16 protein-coding genes are annotated in these 19,401 nt (G+C 67.6%); 9 read left to right on the top strand and 7 right to left on the bottom strand.

All coding sequences use genetic code 11. From position 1 onward, the window contains the following. Positions 1 to 40 precede the first annotated feature (40 nt). The 3 genes from NBRGI_RS22500 to NBRGI_RS22490 all read left to right on the top strand — a co-directional run bounded on the left by NBRGI_RS22500 (position 41) and on the right by NBRGI_RS22490 (position 4,314). Positions 41 to 1,099 (top strand): PLP-dependent cysteine synthase family protein, encoded by a 1,059-nt coding sequence (locus NBRGI_RS22500; RefSeq protein WP_036560377.1) that lies wholly within the window; start codon positions 41 to 43, stop codon positions 1,097 to 1,099. Between the two features lie 5 nt (positions 1,100 to 1,104). Continuing rightward, positions 1,105 to 2,508 carry an MATE family efflux transporter gene (locus NBRGI_RS22495; protein ID WP_029899225.1) on the top strand — a complete coding sequence of 468 codons (1,404 nt, stop codon included), beginning with the start codon at positions 1,105 to 1,107 and terminating at the stop codon, positions 2,506 to 2,508. Between the two features lie 261 nt (positions 2,509 to 2,769). Beyond that, the gene (locus tag NBRGI_RS22490; RefSeq protein WP_029899224.1) at positions 2,770 to 4,314 is read left to right on the top strand and encodes a phospholipase C; all 1,545 of its coding nucleotides are present in this window, start codon (positions 2,770 to 2,772) and stop codon (positions 4,312 to 4,314) included. 48 nt (positions 4,315 to 4,362) lie between these two features. On the opposite strand, the gene NBRGI_RS47610 is transcribed toward NBRGI_RS22490, so the two are convergent. Continuing rightward, positions 4,363 to 4,575 (bottom strand): hypothetical protein, encoded by a 213-nt coding sequence (locus tag NBRGI_RS47610; RefSeq protein WP_141692293.1) that lies wholly within the window; start codon positions 4,573 to 4,575, stop codon positions 4,363 to 4,365. Positions 4,576 to 4,881: 306 nt separating this feature from the next. On the opposite strand from NBRGI_RS47610, the gene coaE reads away from it, so the two are divergent. Continuing rightward, positions 4,882 to 6,081: a dephospho-CoA kinase gene (gene coaE, locus NBRGI_RS22480; RefSeq protein WP_029899223.1), complete on the top strand. Its 1,200-nt coding sequence runs from the start codon at positions 4,882 to 4,884 to the stop codon at positions 6,079 to 6,081. A gap of 39 nt (positions 6,082 to 6,120) precedes the next feature. Here coaE and NBRGI_RS22475 read toward each other — a convergent pair whose 3' ends face one another. Together NBRGI_RS22475 and NBRGI_RS22470 are read right to left on the bottom strand one after the other, a co-directional pair. Beyond that, complete coding sequence (locus tag NBRGI_RS22475) at positions 6,121 to 6,645, bottom strand: DUF402 domain-containing protein (protein ID WP_029899222.1); 525 nt, start codon at positions 6,643 to 6,645, stop codon at positions 6,121 to 6,123. Positions 6,646 to 6,692: 47 nt separating this feature from the next. Next, positions 6,693 to 7,340: a DUF402 domain-containing protein gene (locus tag NBRGI_RS22470; RefSeq protein ID WP_029899221.1), complete on the bottom strand. Its 648-nt coding sequence runs from the start codon at positions 7,338 to 7,340 to the stop codon at positions 6,693 to 6,695. A 348-nt stretch (positions 7,341 to 7,688) separates the two neighbouring features. Here NBRGI_RS22470 and NBRGI_RS46545 point away from each other — a divergent pair, with 348 nt between their 5' ends. Both NBRGI_RS46545 and uvrB read left to right on the top strand, forming a co-directional pair. Continuing rightward, entirely contained in the window at positions 7,689 to 7,838 is a 150-nt protein-coding gene (locus tag NBRGI_RS46545) for a hypothetical protein (RefSeq protein ID WP_200882212.1), read from the top strand. A 62-nt stretch (positions 7,839 to 7,900) separates the two neighbouring features. After that, positions 7,901 to 10,093: an excinuclease ABC subunit UvrB gene (gene uvrB, locus NBRGI_RS22460; protein WP_029899220.1), complete on the top strand. Its 2,193-nt coding sequence runs from the start codon at positions 7,901 to 7,903 to the stop codon at positions 10,091 to 10,093. 90 nt (positions 10,094 to 10,183) lie between these two features. Here the strand turns inward: uvrB and NBRGI_RS22455 are convergent, their stop codons facing one another. Beyond that, entirely contained in the window at positions 10,184 to 10,651 is a 468-nt protein-coding gene (locus tag NBRGI_RS22455; RefSeq protein ID WP_029899219.1) for a VOC family protein, read from the bottom strand. 55 nt (positions 10,652 to 10,706) lie between these two features. Between NBRGI_RS22455 and NBRGI_RS22450 the strand changes: the two genes are divergently transcribed. The 3 genes from NBRGI_RS22450 to NBRGI_RS22440 all read left to right on the top strand — a co-directional run bounded on the left by NBRGI_RS22450 (position 10,707) and on the right by NBRGI_RS22440 (position 13,057). Then, positions 10,707 to 11,597, top strand: coding sequence for a helix-turn-helix domain-containing protein (locus tag NBRGI_RS22450; RefSeq protein WP_235211069.1), 891 nt, complete (start codon positions 10,707 to 10,709; stop codon positions 11,595 to 11,597). A gap of 107 nt (positions 11,598 to 11,704) precedes the next feature. Next, positions 11,705 to 12,118, top strand: a complete 414-nt coding sequence (locus NBRGI_RS22445) for a DoxX family protein (RefSeq protein WP_029899217.1) — start codon at positions 11,705 to 11,707, stop codon at positions 12,116 to 12,118. 486 nt (positions 12,119 to 12,604) lie between these two features. Beyond that, positions 12,605 to 13,057, top strand: coding sequence for a universal stress protein (locus NBRGI_RS22440; protein WP_014983412.1), 453 nt, complete (start codon positions 12,605 to 12,607; stop codon positions 13,055 to 13,057). Positions 13,058 to 13,184: 127 nt separating this feature from the next. Here the strand turns inward: NBRGI_RS22440 and NBRGI_RS22435 are convergent, their stop codons facing one another. The 3 genes from NBRGI_RS22435 to NBRGI_RS22425 all read right to left on the bottom strand — a co-directional run bounded on the left by NBRGI_RS22435 (position 13,185) and on the right by NBRGI_RS22425 (position 19,368). Further along, positions 13,185 to 15,458 carry a HelD family protein gene (locus NBRGI_RS22435; RefSeq protein WP_081878193.1) on the bottom strand — a complete coding sequence of 758 codons (2,274 nt, stop codon included), beginning with the start codon at positions 15,456 to 15,458 and terminating at the stop codon, positions 13,185 to 13,187. 291 nt (positions 15,459 to 15,749) lie between these two features. Next, a complete protein-coding gene (locus tag NBRGI_RS22430; RefSeq protein WP_029899215.1) occupies positions 15,750 to 17,093 on the bottom strand; it encodes a diguanylate cyclase domain-containing protein in 1,344 nt (447 codons plus the stop codon). Positions 17,094 to 17,646: 553 nt separating this feature from the next. Beyond that, positions 17,647 to 19,368 carry a sensor histidine kinase gene (locus NBRGI_RS22425; RefSeq protein ID WP_029899214.1) on the bottom strand — a complete coding sequence of 574 codons (1,722 nt, stop codon included), beginning with the start codon at positions 19,366 to 19,368 and terminating at the stop codon, positions 17,647 to 17,649. Positions 19,369 to 19,401 lie beyond the last annotated feature (33 nt).

The raw sequence follows: 19,401 nt of genomic DNA, 5'->3' as shown, positions 1-19,401 counted from the left end.
GGTCGGCCGGGCCACCGTGCATCCGGCCGGAGTGCGACCGATGCCCCGGCTCCGAGAGAACGTCGTGCGCAGCGCGTCCGAGCTCATCGGTGCGACCCCGCTGCTCGAACTGGTGCGCACCGGCACCGGTACCCGGATCCTGTTGAAGCTGGAGCAGTTCAACCCGACCGGCTCGGCGAAGGTGCGCATGGCCCGTGAGATGGTGTTGCAGGCCGAACGCAGCGGCGAACTGCGTCCGGGTGGGCACATCGTCGAACCCACGTCGGGCAATACCGGCACCGGGCTCGCCCTGATCGCGCTGGAACGCGGGTACACGTTCACCGCGGTGGTCGACGACCACGCCGCGAAGGACAAGTTGCGTGCCATGAAAGCGATGGGCGCGCAACTGGTTTCGGTGAACAGCGGTGACAGCGGTGGTCCGAGCACGGTCGAGCGCAGGCGGATCGCCGACGAGATCGCCGCGCGCACCGGCGCATACCGCCCCGATCAGCACAACAACCCGCACAACAACGCGGGCTATCGGGACCTGGCCGGCGAACTGCTCACCGACCTCAACACCGATGTCGATTACCTCGTCGGTGCGGTCGGCACCGGCGGGTCACTCTGCGGCACAGTCGAAGAGCTGCGCAGGCTCGGTTCCCGAGTGCACGCGATCGGTGTCGAACCCGTCGGATCCATCATCTTCGGCGGCGCGGGCGGCGGCTATTGGCAGACCGGCGCCGGCAGCCCCGCCGGGTTCCCGGTCGGCCGCAACGTGAAATACGACGCGATCGACGAGGATTGCCGGGTGGGCGATGTCGACGCGTTCGCCACCGCGCGCGTGGTGGCGCGGCGGACCGGCATTCTGGTGGGTGGTACCGCAGGCGCGGCGATCCACATCGCGCTGCGCCGCCTGGTGCACGTCCCCGCGGCGAGCACCGTGGTGGTGCTGGTGTGCGACGCGGGGGAGAAGTACCTCGACACCGTCTACGACGAGGACTGGCTGCACGCGCGCGGGCTGTACGACCGGGCGGCGCAGCAGCGGATCACGCGTCTGCTGACGGCTTATGACGAATCGGTACGGTTGGCGGCCGACGACCTGGAACGAGCGGGGGCGTGAACGCTATGGCAATTCGGGAGTACCGCGCCATCGTCGCGCTGGCCGCCCCGATCGCGGGCATCCAGCTCGCGCAGGTGGCGCTGACCACGGTCGATCTGGCGATGATGGGACTGCTCGGGATCGCGGCGGTCGCGGCGGGCGGGCTCGCACTGCTGCTGTACAACCAGCTGCGCACCATGTGCGTCGGCATGGTCACCGGCGTCGGGAACATGATCGCTGCGGCTGCCGGGCGGGGTGAGAAACGCACCGGCAGTGACGGACTCGACGAACAGGCGCGCTCCGAGATCCGCGGGTACGTGCGCGCTGCCGCCGCGGTGGCCACCGTGGTGTCGATCGTCGGCGCGCTGATCCTCGTCGCGCTCGGCTACGCGCTGCGGTGGTTCGGGCAGGATCCGGCGGTGCTCGAACTGGCGCGGTCGATCATCTGGGCGCTGGCGCCGGGCCTCGTTCCGATGCTGTGGCTGAATGTGCTGCGGCAGTTCGCCGTCGGGCTGCGCCGAGCCGGCTCGCTGCTGCGGGTCACGCTGCTGTCGATCGGCGTGAACGCGCTGCTGAACGCGCTGTTCATCTTCGGCTGGTTCGGTATGCCGCGGCTGGGCCTGGCCGGCATCGGGCTGGCCACGACGCTGGTGCAAGTCTGGACCTTCGGCACCTATCTGCGCACCGTCCGGCGCGATCCCGTACTCGGCGAACTGCTTTCGCTGCGTGTGTGGACCGCCGACCGCGCCACGGTGCTGCGGATCGTGCGGATGGGCACGCCCATCTCGCTCACCTACGGGGCGGAAGCGGCGATCACGTCCATTGCCACGGTGCTGATGGGTGGGTTCGGACCGGTGGCGCTGGCCGCGAGCAATATCGTCAACCAGCTGGCCTACATCGTTTACCAGGTGAACATCGGCCTCTCCCAGGGCTCGTCGATCCTGGTGAGTCGCACAGTGGGCCAAGGGGATCAGCACGCGGTCGCCGGTATCGCCCGGCGCACCTTCGCGCTCGGCTTCGGCTTCATGACGGTGGTGGGACTGGTGTACGTGGTGTTCCCGGGCACGGTGCTCGCGCCGTTCCTCGGCGCGGACCGCGACGACACCGCGGTGGTCGCCGCGGCGTCGACGTTGCTGTGGTTCGCGATCGTCCAGCAGTACTGCAAGGGTTCGCAGAACCTGTGCATCGGCTTGCTGCGCGGTATCGGAAATACCAAGGCGGGCATGCAGAGCACCTTGATCGGCTACTTCGTGCTCGGTGTGCCCGCGATGGCGCTGTTCGCGTTCGCGCTCGATCTGCGCGGGCCAGGGATCTGGCTGGGCTTGTGCGTGGGCTTCGGCACCACCGCGATTCTGGTGTGGCGCAGGTTTCTGCGCGGGGTCACCGAGTTGACCACGGCCGCACGGGAACCCGTGGTTGTCACCGGATGAATCGGAGGAATGAGGCAAAGCGTATGAAACCGGCTGGGCCGCCCTAGCTCTCGGGCAGGTGGTGTTTGCGTCGATGCACAGTCCGACAATTCGGATAATAGACGGCAATTGTTCAGCATCGATCGGTGGCGAACGTGGTCCAGATCACCTGATCGGTATCACCTGTTGATCTTTCTCTGCGGCGTCGCCGCACCTCGGGTAGGGTCGGCGCGGATCGCGAAATTCTGCTCGACAGCCCTGGCGGAAAGGTCGGCCGACACGATGTGCGCAGCGGGGCCGTTCAGTGGACTCAACCGCAGACAATTCCTGGCGAAGGCGGCCGCGGCCGGTGCGGTGGGCGCGTTGGCCTCATGGGCCGACCCGATCATCCAGCGGGCCTACGCCGCCGACCCGGCGGGCACGGGCGGGCTCGGCGATATCGAGCATTTCGTGCTGCTGATGCAGGAGAACCGTTCCTTCGACCATTATTTCGGCACACTGTCCGGCGTCCGCGGCTTCGACGACCCGTCGCCGGCCTGGCGGCAGTACGGGTGGACGCCCGGAATCGGCCCCACGCCCGACGGTTTCGTGCATCCGTTCCGGCTCGACACCACCCGCGGCGCCACGCTGGACGGTGAGTGCATCAACGACCCGGATCATTCCTGGGGCGGTATGCATCGCGCCTGGAACGGTGGCCGCAACGACGGATGGATGCCGATGTCGGTGCACAGCGTCGGCCCGGCGAACGCGCCCGCCGCGATGGGTTACTACCTGCCGGAAGACATTCCGATCCACACCGCGCTCGCCGAAGCCTTCACCCTGTGCGACAACTACCACTGCTCGGTGCTCGGGCCCACCGATCCGAACCGGCTGTACTGGATCAGCGCGACCATCGACCCGGACGGTTATGCGGGCGGGCCGCTGGTGCGGACGCCGACGCTCATTCCGCAGCACGTGTACAGCTGGCGCACCTACCCGGAGAACCTCACCGAGGCCGGCGTGAGCTGGAAGATCTACAACAACCGCGATGTCGGCCCGCTGTCGTCGGTGCTGCTGGACGGCATGCTCGGCTGCTTCACGCAATCGGCCGACCCTGCTTCGGATTTGGCGCGCCGCGGCATGGCGCCGGTGTACCCCGACGACTTCCGGGCCGACGTCGCCAACGACACTTTGCCCGCGGTGTCCTGGGTGATCCCGTCGTTGCTCAACTGCGAACATCCCGCGCTGCCTGCGGCTTTCGGCGCCTTCGGCATCGTGCAGCTGCTCGACATCCTCACCTCGAACCCGAAGGTGTGGGAGAAGACCGCGCTGATCATCAGCTACGACGAGAACGGCGGTTTCTTCGATCACGTCACCCCGCCGACCGCGCCGCCGGGCACCCCTGGCGAGTTCCTCACGGTGCCGCTCGAGCGCGTCGAGGCGGCGGAGGGCACAGCCGGTCCGATAGGTCTCGGCTATCGTGTTCCCGCACTGGTGATCTCGCCTTACACGCGCGGCGGACTCGTCGCGTCCGAGACTTTCGATCACACCTCGCAACTGCGGCTGCTGGAAACCAGATTCGGCGTCGACGTGCCCAATCTGACGGCGTGGCGGCGTGGCGTGACCGGCGATATGACCTCCACGTTCGATTTCGGCTCCGCGCCGAATACGGCGAAACCCGTACTGCCCGATCCGAAACCGAAAATGGATGCCGCGATCGCCCAATGCGGCCCGAATGTCGCCCTGGGAACGGCGACCGCCGGAGTTCCGTATCCGGTGCCGCCGAATGCCATGCCGACACAACAACCCGGTGCCCGGCGCAGGCCGAGCGGGTTGATTCGGGCATGAGAGTGGCCCAGTCCTGGCGGGGGCTGGGCCACTGCTCGAAGTGTGAGGTCAGCTCGCGGTCGCGGGCACCCACCGGACCGAGGGGACGGTGGAGCGTTTGCGCATGGCCGCGAAACTGTGCCGGGCCGGGCTGATCAACGCGGTGAACCAAGTGCGGCGGTGCTCGGCCAGCGCCTCCGCGACGGCGGGAATCTGGGTGCAGTGCACGCCACCCGCCATACCCAGGCGGTGGCGACCCGTCTGGTTGTTTCTGGTGCCCAATGGTGTTCCTTTGCTTGCTGGTGCTGGCGCCTGGATCGCCAGGGCGAAGATTAGCCGAACGAAAGTGCCGCGCAGAGTATTTTGCGCAAGTAATTGGCTCGGCGTGTCGGAAAGTTGTCGCCGCGTGACCCGGTTCGACCGGAATTGTTGCGAATCGGTCTCGGCCTCGTCACGGATCGAACAAATGCGGCGAGGGCAGGTGGAAACTCAGCCGCCAGTGGGTAATCGGGCTGATTGTGTCCCGTTGGCGGCCGTGGCCATGGGTGGGGCGCGGCGCGCGAGAACGCCGGATGTAAGACTGATCGAATGTTGCGGATCGGCCTCACCGGAGGCATGGGAGCGGGCAAGTCGACGGTGGCGCGGATTCTCGCCGACCGCGGGGCGGTCATCGTCGATTCCGATCTGATTGCCAGGGAGGTCGTCGCGCCTGGCACCGAGGGCCTCGCTGCGCTCGTGGACGCGTTCGGCTCCGCCATCCTGACGGCCGACGGCAGCCTGGACCGCCCCGCCCTCGCCGCCAAAGCTTTCGCCGACGACGCGTCCCGTGCGCGCCTGAATTCCATTACGCATCCGCTGGTGGGTAAACGCACTGCGGAATTGATTGCCGCCGCGGCGCCGGACGCCATTGTGGTGCAGGATATTCCGCTGCTGGTGGAAAACGGTCTCGCGCCGCTGATGAATCTCGTGCTGGTCGTCGACGTGCCCGCGGAAACTCGGCTGCATCGTTTGGTGGAATTCCGTGGTGTCGCCGAAGCGGACGCGCGGGCGCGGATTGCGGCGCAGGCCACCGACGAGCAGCGGCGTGCGGTAGCCGATGTGCTGCTGGACAACAGCGGCGCGCCGGCGGATATCGAGGAGACGGTGCGGGCGCTGTGGGACGAGCGACTGGTGCCGTTCGAACACAACCTGCGCACGGCGACCCCCGCCCGGCGCAAAGAGCTGCGGCTGGTACCGCCGAACCCGGAGTGGGCGGCGCAGGCGCAGCGCCTGATCGCCCGGCTGTGGGTGGCCTGCGGCCAGGCTGCGTCGCGGATCGATCACATCGGTTCGACCTCGGTACCGGAGCTGCCCGCGAAGGACGTGCTCGATCTCCAGATCACCGTCGCGGATCTGGCGGCGGCCGATGGGCTGCGAGATGCGTTGGGGGCGGCGGGCTTTCCGGTGCGGCCGGAGGTCGTCCAGGACAGTCCGAAACCGACGCCCGCGGATCCGGACGGGACCGATCTCGCCTTGTGGGCCAAGCGATATCACCAGAGCGCCGACCCCGGCCGCCTCGCCAACGTGCATGTGCGCGTGGACGGTTCACCCGGGCAGCGGTTCGCGCTGGCCTTCCGCGACTGGCTGCGCGCCGATGCCGAGGCGCGCGCCGAATACCTCGAGATCAAGCGCGCCGGCGAGGCGAAGGCCGCCGGGCTCGAAGGCGCGGCGGCAACGAGTGCTTACCTGGACGTCAAGGAGCCCTGGTTCGACTCCGCGTACCACCGGCTGACGGAACGAAACGCCTAGGGCCGCAACCGATGCGGTGCAGTCTATCGCACGCGTCGGCTACTTCCAGGTCAGTGTGATGCCGCGCGACTCGAGCCAGCGGTTCAGGTCGTAACCGTGCGCGGCGAGACCGTCGATGGTAGCCGTGGCGTGTGCGATCGCCGCCTCGGCCGCGGCGGCGGTGATCAACCCGGCGACGTGCGCGGCGAGCAACTCGTCGACATCCAGGAGCTCGCATTCTCGGCCGGTGCGCACGACGATGTCGAGGTAGTGGTCCACCGACTGCCACTTGTCCGGCGACACCTGGCCGAACTCGCCGAGGTCCAGATAGAAATCCTGATCCCGCCGATGTTCGGGGTGGTAGTGGAACACGCTGGCCCGCAGCGCGAGCTCGGGCAGCAGCCAGGACTCGATGTAGTGGAACTGTTCATGGTCGGAGGTGCGTGCCATGTACAGGCCCCATGGCGCCACCTGGTACCGCTCGACCGGTCGCACGAAGCCCTTGGGATCGGTGTTGGTCAGGTCCGCGAGGTCGAAGTATTCGACCTTGGGCCGATGCACGTCGACAGAGGGTGCCTGCGTCATGCATCCAGAATCTACCGGCGCGTGGACCGAGTCGAGCGGTGTGGCGGTCACATCCAGGTCAGCGTGATGCCGCGGGTGGCGAGCCAGTCCTCGACGCAGTGATCGTTGACGGCCAGTCCGTCCAGCGCGGCCGTCGCGCACTCGAAGGCCCGATGCGCCTGCGCCGAGTCCACCAGGCCGGCCGCGTGCGCGGCCAGCAGGTCGTCCACGCCGCGCAGTTCGACGTCGCGGCCGCGGTGCACCTCGATGTCGAGGTAGTGGTCGACGGCCTTCCAGCGCTTCGGCGCGATCTCGGTGAACTCGCCGATGTCGAGGTGGAAGTCGTGGTCTACGTGGTGCGCCGGATTGCGGCGGGTGACCGTCACGCGCAGCGACAGCTCGGGCAGCAGCCAGCACTCCAGGTAGTGGTGATGCGGGACGGGCACGATGCGCGCCATGTAGAGGCCCCACGGTTCGTGGTGATAGCGCTCGACCTGACGGACGAAACCCTTGTTGTCGGTGCTGGTGAGTTCGGCCAGGTTGAAGAACTCGACGTGCGGCCGGTGGGGTGGCTGGCCCGGGGGTAACGCGTTCGGTGGGTTGGCGGCCGGGCCGCTGTGATTCAGGCCGGGTACCGCCGCGCGGAGATGCCTGGCGAGGTTTCCTGCGAAGCCCGTTGTGGGCGCGGTATTAAGCAATGGAATCAGACCTCTCATGGCTGTTGTCCTTCGCCGCATCCGAACTCGTTGTCCGAACAACCAAATCAGAGTACACCTGGGAATGGGTCGCGGGGTGTAATGAGCGAGCATCATTTTTGCCACGAAACCTGTTGCTGCTGAGGCAAATTCGGACATCGGCAGGATTCGTAAAGTGAAATAGGCGTGGTGCGGTACGGCGGACGTGCCACTTTTACCGTCCCTTTTACCGCTCTTGGGCGGGCGACGGTGTGCCGAATTCCACCGCCTCGTGGAACGGCCGCCGTAACAAGGGAAAGAATGCCCGCTGCCGCCCGCCGAAAACCCGCTTTCGGCCGCGGCGGGCGACCGGTCCGTAGGTTGGGCCGCATGAGTTTTCGGCTGGCGGCGTACGCGGTATGCCTCGACGACGGGCGGCTGCTGCTCACCCGGCACGTGCCCCCGAGCGGTGATCCGAACTGGACCCTGCGGGGCGGTCATGTGGCTGCGGTGCCGGTCGGCGGGCTGATCCAGCACTGAGGTGGGGTTCGGGCCGGGCGGACCAGCGGAATCTGTCGGTGGCTGGGCCTAGGCTGGTCATCATGGCATTTGCAACCGAGATTCCGACGGAGGGCTACGAGGACAGGGCCGCCGGTGCGACCCCGTTGGCCCACTCGGAGCATCGACCCGTCGGCGAGATCGAGCGCACCGAGGGGCAATTCCAGGTGGTCAGCGACCACCAGCCGGCCGGCGACCAGCCGGCCGCCATCGCCGAGCTGGAACGCCGGATCACGGCGGGGGAGCGCGACGTCGTGCTGCTCGGCGCCACCGGCACGGGTAAATCGGCCACCACGGCCTGGCTCATCGAGCGGCTGCAGCGCCCGACGTTGGTGATGGCGCCGAACAAGACGCTGGCCGCCCAGCTGGCCAACGAACTGCGCGAAATGCTGCCCAACAACGCGGTCGAGTACTTCGTCTCGTACTACGACTACTACCAACCCGAGGCGTACATCGCGCAGACCGACACCTACATCGAGAAGGACAGCTCGATCAACGACGACGTCGAACGGCTGCGGCATTCGGCGACGTCGAGCCTGCTGTCGCGGCGCGACGTGGTCGTGGTCGCGTCGGTGTCCTGCATCTACGGCCTCGGCACCCCGCAGTCCTACCTGGATCGTTCGATCCAGCTGGAGGTCGGCACGGAGGTCGATCGGGACGCGCTGCTGCGCCTGCTCGTCGACGTGCAGTACACCCGCAACGACATGGCCTTCACCCGCGGCTCGTTCCGGGTGCGCGGCGACACCGTCGAGATCATCCCGTCCTACGAGGAACTCGCGGTGCGCATCGAGTTCTTCGGTGACGAGATCGAGGCGCTGTACTACCTGCATCCGCTCACCGGCGATGTGGTCCGGCAGGTCGAGATGCTGCGCATCTTCCCGGCCACCCACTATGTGGCCGGGCCGGAGCGGATGGAACGCGCGGTGCGCGATATCGAAGCCGAACTGGAAGAGCGGCTCGCCGAGCTGGAACGGCAGGGCAAGCTGCTGGAGGCCCAGCGCCTGCGCATGCGGACCCAATACGACCTGGAGATGATCCGGCAGGTCGGCTTCTGCTCCGGCATCGAGAACTACTCGCGTCACATCGACGGCCGCCCGGCCGGATCGGCGCCCGCCACGCTGCTCGACTACTTCCCGGACGACTTCTTGCTCGTCATCGACGAGTCGCACGTGACCGTGCCGCAGATCGGCGGCATGTACGAGGGCGACATGTCGCGCAAGCGCAACCTGGTCGAGTTCGGCTTCCGGCTGCCGTCCGCGGTGGACAACCGGCCGCTCACCTGGGAGGAGTTCGCCGACCGGATCGGGCAGGCGGTGTACCTCTCCGCCACCCCCGGCCCGTACGAGCTGGGGCAGGTCGGCGGTGAGGTGGTCGAGCAGGTCATCCGGCCGACCGGCCTGGTCGATCCGCAGGTGGTGGTCAAACCGACCAAGGGACAGATCGACGATCTGGTGCACGAGATCCGGGTGCGCACCGAACGGGACGAGCGGGTGCTGGTCACCACGCTGACCAAGAAGATGGCCGAGGACCTCACCGACTATCTGCTCGGGCTCGGGGTGCGGGTGCGCTACCTGCACTCGGAGATCGACACGTTGCGCCGGGTCGAGTTGCTGCGGCAGCTGCGCCTCGGCGAGTACGACGTGCTGGTCGGCATCAACCTGCTGCGCGAGGGTCTCGACCTGCCCGAGGTGTCGCTGGTCGCGATCCTCGACGCGGACAAGGAAGGCTTCCTGCGCAGCAGCACCAGCCTGATCCAGACCATCGGCCGCGCGGCGCGCAACGTGTCCGGTGAGGTGCACATGTACGCCGACAAGATCACCGACTCGATGCAGCACGCGATCGAGGAGACCGATCGGCGCCGGGCCAAGCAGGTCGCCTACAACACCGAGATGGGCATCGACCCGAAGCCGTTGCGCAAGAAGATCGCCGACATCCTCGACCAGGTCTACAAGGAAGCCGACGAGACCGAGGTCGAGGTCGGCGGTTCCGGCCGCAACGCCAGCCGCGGCCGTCGCGCCCAGGGCGAGCCCGGTCGCGCGGTCAGCGCCGGCGTCTACGAGGGCCGCGACATCAAGTCCATGCCCCGGGCCGAACTCGCCGACCTCGTCAAAGAACTCACCGCCCAAATGATGAACGCCGCCCGCGAACTCCAATTCGAACTGGCCGGCCGTCTCCGCGACGAAATCGCCGACCTCAAAAAGGAACTACGCGGCATGGACGCCGCCGGCCTCAGCTGAGCCTCCGTTCCGGGGGCCGTCTGAGGAGATGGTCGCCGCGGAAGGCCGGCCTGTGCAGAAAGGTGCGGGTGGGTGTTGTGCGTGGGCGCGCTACTGGGTGGCGAGCCAGTCGTCGACGCGGCGCTCGGCTTCTTCGCGGGAGACGTCTTCGACCTTGGTGAGGACGGCCCAGCGGTGGCCGAAGGGGTCGATCACGACGCCGAAGCGGTCGCCGGTGACGAAGGTCTGGGGTTCTTCGGCGCTGCGGGCGCCGTGCGCGAGGGCGCGGGCGATGACGCTGTCGACGTCGGGGCAGTAGTGCACGATCGAGGTGTGCACCCATTCGCCGTTCGGGGCGAGCACGTTGTTGTCGGGGATCGGCATGCCGAGTTGCAGGGTGGAATCGCCGATCTTCAGTTCGGCGTGCGCGGGCTGCCCGTCGGGCAGGTCGTTGCGGCTGAGCAGCTCGGCGCCGAACACGGCGGTATAGAAGTCGATGGCCTTGTTCGCGTCCGCGACCGCGAGGAAGCAGGTGATCGAGTGGTAGCCGTCGGCGATGGGATTCACGGTGTCGGTCATGGCACCGATACTGGTCGCCCACGGCCGGCCGGTCTTGTAAGAAAGCGACAGCACGATGTCCGATAGCACCGCGTTCGATCCGCCCGCACCCAATCCGATGACTCCCGTGGACACCACCGGCATCCTGCACCCGGACGAGCAGGCGAAGTACCGCTCGCTGGCGCGGCTGCCCGCCGGGCCGGTGGTCGGTCGTTTCGTCGAGTGGTACTGGTCGGTGCGCTGGGATCTGCGCGACCGGCCGCCGTACCACGCGCAGGTGCTGCCGTATCCCAGCGTGAACGTCACCTTCGAGCGATCGGCAACGCGCACAGGCGGTTTCGTCACCGGAGTGTGTACGACGAAGTTCGTCCGCGAGCTCAGCGGGGTGGGGGAGACCTTCGGTGTGCGCTTCCGGGCCGGTGGTTTCGGCGCGTTCACGGGTTCGGACGTCGGGTCCTTGCGCGATACCTCTGTCCCGTTGACCGAGGTGCTGCCCGACACGGGCGACCTGATCGAGCGTGTCCTGGACGCGACTACCGACGAGCAGCGCCGCAGCGTGCTCGAGGATTTTCTCGCGCCGCGCTGTACGCCGGCGGACCCGACCTATCCGCTGGTGTTGCGCATCGTCGAGGCGATCGCCCGGGACCAGGAGCTGACCAGGGTGGACCAGATCACCGAGCGCTTCGACGTCTCGATGCGCACCCTGCAGCGCATGTTCCGCCGCTATGTCGGCGCCGGACCGAAGTGGGTCCTGCGTCGCTACCGCCTGCAGGACGGCGCGGAACTGCTCGCCCGCGGCCGCACCGAAGATCTCGCCATGTTGGCCGCCGAACTGGGATACTTCGATCAGGCGCACTTCTCGCGCGAGTTCACCGCGGAAGTCGGAATGGCTCCACTGGAATACGCCAAGAATTCGCTACGCTCGCGCAACGAGGTTACGGCGAAGGTCCTGTCGACCAGGACGTAGTTGCCGAGCCGACCGTATTCGACCATTCGACCGGGGCTGGGAAATGCCCAGCCGAGCCGCTAGTTGAATGTTGCACTACCTACCGTCAGCCAAACAAGGAGCTGGACATGGATGTCGTGGTGTTGATCGGACGGGTGTTGTTCGCGGTGTTGTTCCTGAGCTCGGGGGTCGGGCATTTCATGCAGACAGACGCGATGGCGGGTTATGCCGAGAGCCGGGGTCTGCCGATGGCCAAGCTGTCGGTGCTCGGGTCGGGTGCGCTGTTCGCGCTGAGCGGGCTCAGCATTCTGCTCGGGGTGTGGGCGGATCTGGGCGCACTGGTGCTCGCGGTATTGCTGGTGGTCACCGCGGTGCTGATGCACGCGTTCTGGAAGGAGACCGACGCCCAGGCCAAGCAGATGGAGATGATCAGCTTCAACAAGGACGTGGCCCTCGGCGGCGCCGCGTTGATGCTGTTCGCGTTCTTCGCCCATGTCGACGACCTCGGATTGACCATCACCGGACCGCTTTTCGACCTCTGAACCCTGTGCGACGCGCTAATATTGCGCGTCCTTTTAGTGCAGGGAGAAGGTAGGCATGGACATCATCGGAGCGATTCTGGGCTTATTCTGGGCGAACTACCGACAGTGGCCCTGATAGCTCGGCAGTACCGAGCCCGATCGGCCCGTCCCGGCGCGTGATTTACGCGTCGCGGCGGGCCGATCGGCGTTCCATCGCCCCTGGTGTGTGACGAATATCCCAGTGGGACAAGATGGTTCACCATTGTTGTGCTGGATCACAGTTTGTCGACCCGGCATTTGTGTCCGGCCTGGTTACTCGGGCCCTCGCGACATTTCCCCGCGAACCCGTGGCATGAATGCCCGGACACCGCCGATGTGATGTGTTGCGATTTCTGATATTTCCACTCCGTTTGCCGCTAGGGTCGACGCAAGTCGCTGCGCCGGTGCCGCGTCTGTGCGGGTGCACCGGCGTGGGCAACGTGACCACTTCATAACTTGGAGGAGAGAATGACCGCCTACCGGACGATCGTCGTCGGTACCGATGGCTCGGACTCGTCGTACGTCGCCGTCGAGAAGGCCGCCGCGCTGGCTGGAGTGTCCGCCGCGACCCTGGTCATCGCGTGTGCTTACTACCCCACCGACGATCGTGACGTGGCCGCGGCCGCCGATGTCCTGAAGGAAGAGGCCTACCAGGTGCGCGGGTCCGCCCCCACCAACGAGATCCTGCGCACCGCGCGGGACAAGGCCGCTGCCGCGGGCGCGGTGGACATCGTCGAGCGCGCCGTGGTCGGCGAGCCGGTCGAGTCCCTGCTCACGCTGACCAAGGAGGTCGACGCCGACCTGCTGGTCGTCGGTAACCGCGGCTTGAACACCTTGACCGGTCGCCTGCTCGGCTCCGTCCCCTCGGACGTGGCCCGCAAGTCCCGCTCGGACGTGCTCATCGTGCACACCGTGCGCTGACCACCCCCGCTACCCGAAAGGCTCCGCATCGCACCCGATGCGGAGCCTTTCGCGTCGTCTGGACACGCGATCACCAGGTAGCGGTGGCGGCAAAGACCGAGAGGCTTCCGCCACCGTTACCCGGTGATCATCCGACCAGCAGCGCCCCGAGCACTTCCGGCAGGTCCGCGCTGTGGACCACGCCCAACCGCTGGGTCGCGCGGGTCAGCGCGACGTACAGGTCGTTGAGCCCGCGGGGTGATTCGTCGAGGATCGCCTGCGGTTCGACCAGGTAGACCGCGTCGAACTCCAGGCCCTTCACATCGTGCACGGTCAGCACCCGCACCGATTCGCCGGCGAGTTCGGCCAGCCCCTCGAGCAGCGCGTGCGGCGCGATCACCGCGGTGGTGCCCGGGCCGGTTTCCGTCGCGATCAGCCTGGCCACCTCGTCGCGCACGCCGGACGGATCCACGCGGTACCCGCGCGGCGGGTTTCCGGTTTCGCGGACCGAGCGCGGGGCCGTCGCGTCCGGATCGATCGCGGCGAGTACGTCCGCGGCCACGTCCATGATCTCGGCCGGCGTGCGGTAGTTGACCGTCAGCTCGGTGAGCTTCCAGCGTTTGGCCACATAGGGTTCCAGCATCCGCTGCCAGGAGGACGCACCCGCCGGGTCGCCGGTCTGCGCGACGTCGCCGACCACGGTGATCCAGCGATTCGGGATGCGCCGCATCACCATTCGCCATGCCATCTCCGAAAGTTCCTGTGCCTCATCGACGATGACGTGGCCGTAGGTCCAGGTGCGATCGCCCGCGGCGCGTTCGGCGGTGGTCTGCCTGGTCCGCACGTCCTGCCGTTCGGCGAGCTGGCTCGCGTCGATCAGGTCGTAGGCCATCAGGATTTCCGGGTCGAGTTCGTCTTCGAGATCCTGTGGCGCGGAACCGGTCAGGATGTCGAGTGCGTCCTGGGCCTCGGCCAGCTGGGCGCGCCAGCGGCGGCGGGCTCGTTCGCGTTCCTCGGCATCGTCGACACCGAGCAGTTCGGCCAGTTCGTCCAGCAGCGGCGCGTCGGCCGCGCTGAAAGTGCCGTCGTCCGAGCGCACCAGTTCGGCGCGGTCGGCCGGGTCCAGGCTGCTGCCCGCGCGGTCGAGCCGTTTCGGGTCGGCCAGCAGGTCGGCGAGCACCTCCTGCGGGGACAGCAGCGGCCACAGCTTGCCGATGGCGCGCTGGATCTCCTGATCGGCTCGCATCTCGTCGCGGATCTCGGCCAGATCGGTCCGGCTCAGCAAGCTCGGACCACCGGACAGATCCGCGCCCATGGTTTCGGCCAGCTGGTCGGTGAGCGCGTCGATCACCGAGCTGGTGAAGATCGGCTTGGCCAGGTTGTGCGGGCGGCGCGAGGAGCGGGCCCGCCCGCGCGCCTTCGTGGCGATCTTGCGGTCCAGCGTCACCGGATAACCGTCGAAGCTGAGCCGGATCGGTTCGGCGGGCACCTCCTGCCGATCGCGGACGGCCTGCTTGAGCACCTCGAGGATGTCGAGTGAGCCCTTGATCTCGCCCGCGCGCAGCGAATCCTCGCGGGTGGCTTTCACACCCGGGTACAGATCGCCGATGGTGGACAGCAGCACGCCGGTCTCGCCGAGCGAGGGGAGCACCTGCCCGATGTAGTCGAGGAAGGTGGCGTTCGGCCCGATGATCAGCACGCCGCTCTTCGCGAGCTGCTGACGGAAGGTGTAGAGCAGGTACGCGGCGCGATGCAGCGCGACGGCCGTCTTGCCGGTACCGGGACCGCCCTGCACCACCAGCACGCTCTTGTGCTCGGAGCGAATGATCGCGTCCTGCTCGTGCTGGATGGTTTCGACGATGTCGTTCATGTGGCCGGTGCGGGCGGCGTTCAGCGCGGCGAGCAGTGCGCTCTCGCTGCCGACACCGCCGTCGTCCTCGCTCGCGCCCGCCTGGCGCGCGGCGTCCAGGTCGAGGTATTCGTCGTTGATCGCGGTGACCTTGCGGTTGCGCGACCGGATGTGCCTGCGCCGGGTGACGCCGTCCGGCGCCGCGGTGGTGGCCAGATAGAACGGGCGAGCCAGCGGCGCGCGCCAGTCCAGCAGCAACGTCTCGTAGTCGTCCTTCTCGTCGAGGATGCCGAGCCTGCCGATGTAGCGGTATTCCTCGGCCAGATCGATCCGGCCGAAACACAAACCGTGTTCGGCCGCATCGTATTTGGCGAGATCCTCGGTGTAGAGCTGGCTGAACGACTCGCGTTCGCTGCGGGCCTGCGGCGTGCCGCCGGTTTCGAGCAGCACGGTGCGTAATCGGTTGCGCGCGTAGTCGCGCATCTCGTCGAGCCGGTCGTAGAGCACCGAGAGGTACGCCTGTTCCTGTTCGGTCTCGCGGGTCAGCGCCGGGCCTTCCGCACGGGCGGGCAACGCGGTGCGGTTGCCCTGACCCGACGAGTCGGCTCGGTCCTGAGTGAGGTCGGGCAAACTGAACTCCTTGTCACCGCGATGAAGCCGGGCGAACGGTACACGCGGTCGACACCGCGTACGCGAACGCTCGGAAAACAGAGTTGTCGAGTCTACTGCGATTGCGGCGCGCTCGCCGTAACCGCTGATGTACCCGAAATCATGCCGTCCAGTACTCCGGTGCAGGTCGCAGCGCCGGGCGTGTTGGTCCTCCAGTTGCGGGCGTGATCGAGGTCATCGGCGCAGCCATCGCCCTCAGGAGGCGTGCGTGCTGTTGGGTCTGCGGCCCTTGGTGACCGTGCCCTCGCGGTGGCCGGACGGCTTGGCCCGGTACATGGCGAGGTCGGCGTCGTGCAGTACCGCCTCCGGGGTGCGCCGGTCGCCGACGCTGAGCGGTGCTACGCCGATCGAGGCGTTCACCTCGATGCGGTGCCCGCGCGCGATGATCGGCTCGGCCATGGTGGTGCGCAGGCGTTCCACCAGCGCGTCGATATCCACCCGCCGGGTCCGGCCGGACAGCAGCACCAGGAATTCGTCGCCGCCGAGCCGCCCGACGATATCGTCGCCGCGCAACGCGCGCTGCAGCCGTTGCGCGACGATCTGCAGCACCGTGTCGCCGATCGCGTGCCCGAGGGTGTCGTTGATCGCCTTGAACCCGTCCAGGTCGATGAACAGCACCGTGGACACCGGCAGATCCTCGCTGGTGGCCAGCGCGCCCGCCAGCTGGGACAGGATCAGCGAGCGGTTCGCCAACCCGGTCAGCGAGTCGTGCGTGGCTTGGTATTCCAGTTGCCGCCGGCTGGCCCGGAACTCGGTGATATCGGCGAAGGAGGACACCGCCGAGGAGCGCTTGTCGTCGGGGTTGAGCAGCCTGCTGCTCCCGGAGAGCCATCGCCGCTGACCGTCGACCCGGTCTACGCCGAAGACGTAGCCGGTAATGGTCTCGCCGGTGGCGAGGGTGCGGGCGATGGGATGGCGGTGCGGCGGCAGCGGTTGCGCGTTCGCGTCGAGCAGGGTCAGCGGCAGCGCGTCGATCGGCTGGCCGATGATGGCGTCGCTGTCCTCGGCGCCGAAGATGCGCCGGGCCGCCGGGTTGATGGATTCGATCCGGCCTTCGGTATCGATCACCACCACACCCTCTTCGAGCTGCGAGACGACCGTGGTGAAGTGCTGCTCGGCCAACTGCTGCGCGGCCTCGGCGTGCCGCTGGGCCGTGAGGTCGTGGATGACCACCTGATAGGCGAGCCGATCGTGCCAGGCGGTGAGCACGGAGACGGTCTCCACCGGCACCGGGGCGCCATCGAGGCGGACCAGCGTCATCTCGGTCGGCCGGGAAGCGGCGCCCTTGGTGGTCAGGTGGCTGATCCGCTCCAGCATCCCCGGGACCGAACTGGGGTGGACGAACTGGGTGAGCGGCTTGCCGATCACGTTGTCGGCGGTGCCGGCGGCCAGCAAACGGACGGCAGCGGGGTTGGCATAGACGAGGACGCCGCGCTCGTGCACGCAGATGCCGTCGGGTGAGTGCTCGACCAGGGAACGGTAGCGCTCGGCCAGCTGCTCGGCGGCGTCGACCGCAGCGGCTACCTTGTCCTCACCCACTCGAACCCCCGATCGTCGACCCGATTATGGCCATTGGAACATGGGATTATTCTGGTATCGGCGCGTACGAGATCACAGCGCCGAAGCTATTGCCTCGATCACAGTTCGCGCACTTGATCGGACTCGGTCCGCCGATCATTACAGCACCGTCTTTTCCGGGAAATTTCCGGCCGAAATGCTCAGCCGGGGAATCCCGGGCCGGGCCGAAGCGAAGCCGGCTGCGACCCGGACAACCGATACCGCCATCAAGATCATAGGACGTTTCCCGGGCTCGGGTCGTCACCGCCCGTCGCCGGCGACACGCGGGCCGGTGACTCGGCCTGTTCGTCGGCATGTCGGCGGCGTGCGGGCCGCCGCGGTGCCGACCGGGGTTTTGTCCGGATGCCTGGGTTTCGCCGGTGTCCAGCGGTACCGCTCCCGGCAACAGGGCAGCTCGAGGCGAACGCGCCGGGCGGGCGCCCAGCTGTGCGGTGCACGCCGACGCCACTACCCGGGACCGGTAACCGGCTGGACGGTCGCGTCACCGGCGCCGCCCGCGGAGTATGTCGTGCGATCATGGCAGCGGCACCGACCAGCACAGCCTGGTGCCGGGCATCGCGCCGCCGTCCCGCTCGTCGGGCGCGAGACCTGCCGTGCCGATGCCGAATTCGCCGTCGGCCTTCTGGGCCCGCTGCTCCAGATTGCGTAATCCGCTGCGTACCACGTGATTCGGAATGCCCCATCCGTTGTCGGTGACCACGATGGTCAGGTCGTCGTCGACGGTGACCTGTACCGCGAGGGTGTCGGCCCCCGAGTGCCGGACCGCGTTGCTGACCGCTTCGCGGACCACCGCTTCCGCGTGATCGGCCAGCTCGCCCTCCAGCACCGACAGCGGGCCGGACACCGAAAACGTTGCGTGCAGCGGTGTTTCGGCGGTCTGCTGGCGGATCGCGCGCTCCAGTCGCTGCTGCAGCGGGTTGCCCTGGCTGCCGTGCAGATCGAAGATCGAGGTACGAATGTCCTGGACCACCTCTTGCAGATCGTTCACCACCGTCGAAAGCCGCTGTCGCACTACCGGAACCGTAGCCTTCGCGACCGCGCCCTGCAGCGTTATCCCGATTGCGAACAGTCGTTGGATGACGTGATCGTGCAAATCGCGCGCGATGCGGTCGCGATCGGCCAGGATATCGATCTCGCGCATCCGGTGCTGGGCATCGGCCAGCTGCATGGCCAGCGCCGCCTGATCGGTGAAAGCGGCGGTCAGTTCGACCAATTCGTCGGAATACGGTGCCGCGCCCGCGGGGCGCAATGTGGTCAGCACGCCGAGTGTCGTGTCGGGGGTGCACAGCGGCAGGACCAGTAGCGGCCCGTTCTCCGGTCGGGCGAAACCGAGACCGACGGCACTGGCGTCGTCGAAGCGCAACGGGGTGCGGCGGGTGAACGCCTCACCGAGCACGGTGCCCTCGACCGGCACCACCGTGCCCTCGTAACCCGTTCCGGGACCGCACCATTGGGTGATCACCAGCTCATCCGCGGCACTGCCCGGACCCGCCAGGAACGAGCGCTGCGAGCCGGTGAGCGTGCGCGCGTGCTCGACCACCTGGCCGAGCACGCTGTCGGATTCGGTGCCGGCCAGGAACTCGGTCGCGATATCGCGGGTGGCCGCGATCCAGGCCTGCCTGGTGCGGGCCGATTCGTAGAGCCGCGCGTTGTCCACCGCGATGCCCGCGGCCGCCGCCAGCGCCTGCACCAGCACGTCGTCATCGTCGGTGAACGGCTGCCCGTCTGCCTTCTCGGTCAGATAGAGGCTGCCGAACACCTCGCCGCGCACCCGCACCGGGACCCCGAGAAAGGTGCGCATCGGCGGGTGATTCTCCGGAAGACCAACGGAGGCAGGATGTTTCGAAAGATCGTCCAGTCGCAGCGGTCGGGACTGCTGGAACACCACGCCGAGCACGCCGTGCCCGGCCGGCAATCGGCCGATGGCGCTGCGGGTCCGTTCGTCCATGCCCTCGTCGATGAACTGCACCACCTGCCGGTCGTGCCCGCGCACGGCCAGCGCGCCGTAGCGGGCGTCGACCAGGCTGATCGCGGTCCGCACGATGGTGCGCAACGTTTCGTCCAGATCCAGGCCCGAGGTGACGGCCAGCATCGCCTCGACCAAACCGTCCATCCGGTCACGGGAGTCGAGAATCAGCTCGACCCGTTCCTTGACCTCGCTCAGCAGTTCCCGTAACCGCAGTTGCGACAGGGTGTCACGGACCGAGTAAGGGTCGTCACCCTGCTCGTCGGTCATTTCGGCATCCCCTTGTGGCGGGCGCGTGGACTG

The sequence above is a fragment of the Nocardia brasiliensis IFM 10847 genome (assembly GCF_000710915.1).
Lineage (GTDB): Bacteria > Actinomycetota > Actinomycetes > Mycobacteriales > Mycobacteriaceae > Nocardia > Nocardia brasiliensis_A.
The sequence above is the reverse complement of the archived record's forward strand: the minus strand, read 5'-3'. Positions and strand labels throughout refer to the sequence as shown.

Bases quoted from the DNA above. Each gene is read 5' to 3' on its own strand.
- NBRGI_RS22500 (WP_036560377.1), top strand. From the start codon at position 41: ATGCCCCGGCTCCGAGAGAACGTCGTGCGCAGCGCGTCCGAGCTCATC.
- NBRGI_RS22495 (WP_029899225.1), top strand. From the start codon at position 1,105: ATGGCAATTCGGGAGTACCGCGCCATCGTCGCGCTGGCCGCCCCGATC.
- NBRGI_RS22490 (WP_029899224.1), top strand. From the start codon at position 2,770: ATGTGCGCAGCGGGGCCGTTCAGTGGACTCAACCGCAGACAATTCCTG.
- coaE (WP_029899223.1), top strand. From the start codon at position 4,882: ATGTTGCGGATCGGCCTCACCGGAGGCATGGGAGCGGGCAAGTCGACG.
- NBRGI_RS22475 (WP_029899222.1), bottom strand. From the start codon at position 6,645: ATGACGCAGGCACCCTCTGTCGACGTGCATCGGCCCAAGGTCGAATAC.
- NBRGI_RS22470 (WP_029899221.1), bottom strand. From the start codon at position 7,340: ATGAGAGGTCTGATTCCATTGCTTAATACCGCGCCCACAACGGGCTTC.
- NBRGI_RS46545 (WP_200882212.1), top strand. From the start codon at position 7,689: ATGAGTTTTCGGCTGGCGGCGTACGCGGTATGCCTCGACGACGGGCGG.
- uvrB (WP_029899220.1), top strand. From the start codon at position 7,901: ATGGCATTTGCAACCGAGATTCCGACGGAGGGCTACGAGGACAGGGCC.
- NBRGI_RS22455 (WP_029899219.1), bottom strand. From the start codon at position 10,651: ATGACCGACACCGTGAATCCCATCGCCGACGGCTACCACTCGATCACC.
- NBRGI_RS22450 (WP_235211069.1), top strand. From the start codon at position 10,707: ATGTCCGATAGCACCGCGTTCGATCCGCCCGCACCCAATCCGATGACT.
- NBRGI_RS22445 (WP_029899217.1), top strand. From the start codon at position 11,705: ATGGATGTCGTGGTGTTGATCGGACGGGTGTTGTTCGCGGTGTTGTTC.
- NBRGI_RS22440 (WP_014983412.1), top strand. From the start codon at position 12,605: ATGACCGCCTACCGGACGATCGTCGTCGGTACCGATGGCTCGGACTCG.
- NBRGI_RS22425 (WP_029899214.1), bottom strand. From the start codon at position 19,368: ATGACCGACGAGCAGGGTGACGACCCTTACTCGGTCCGTGACACCCTG.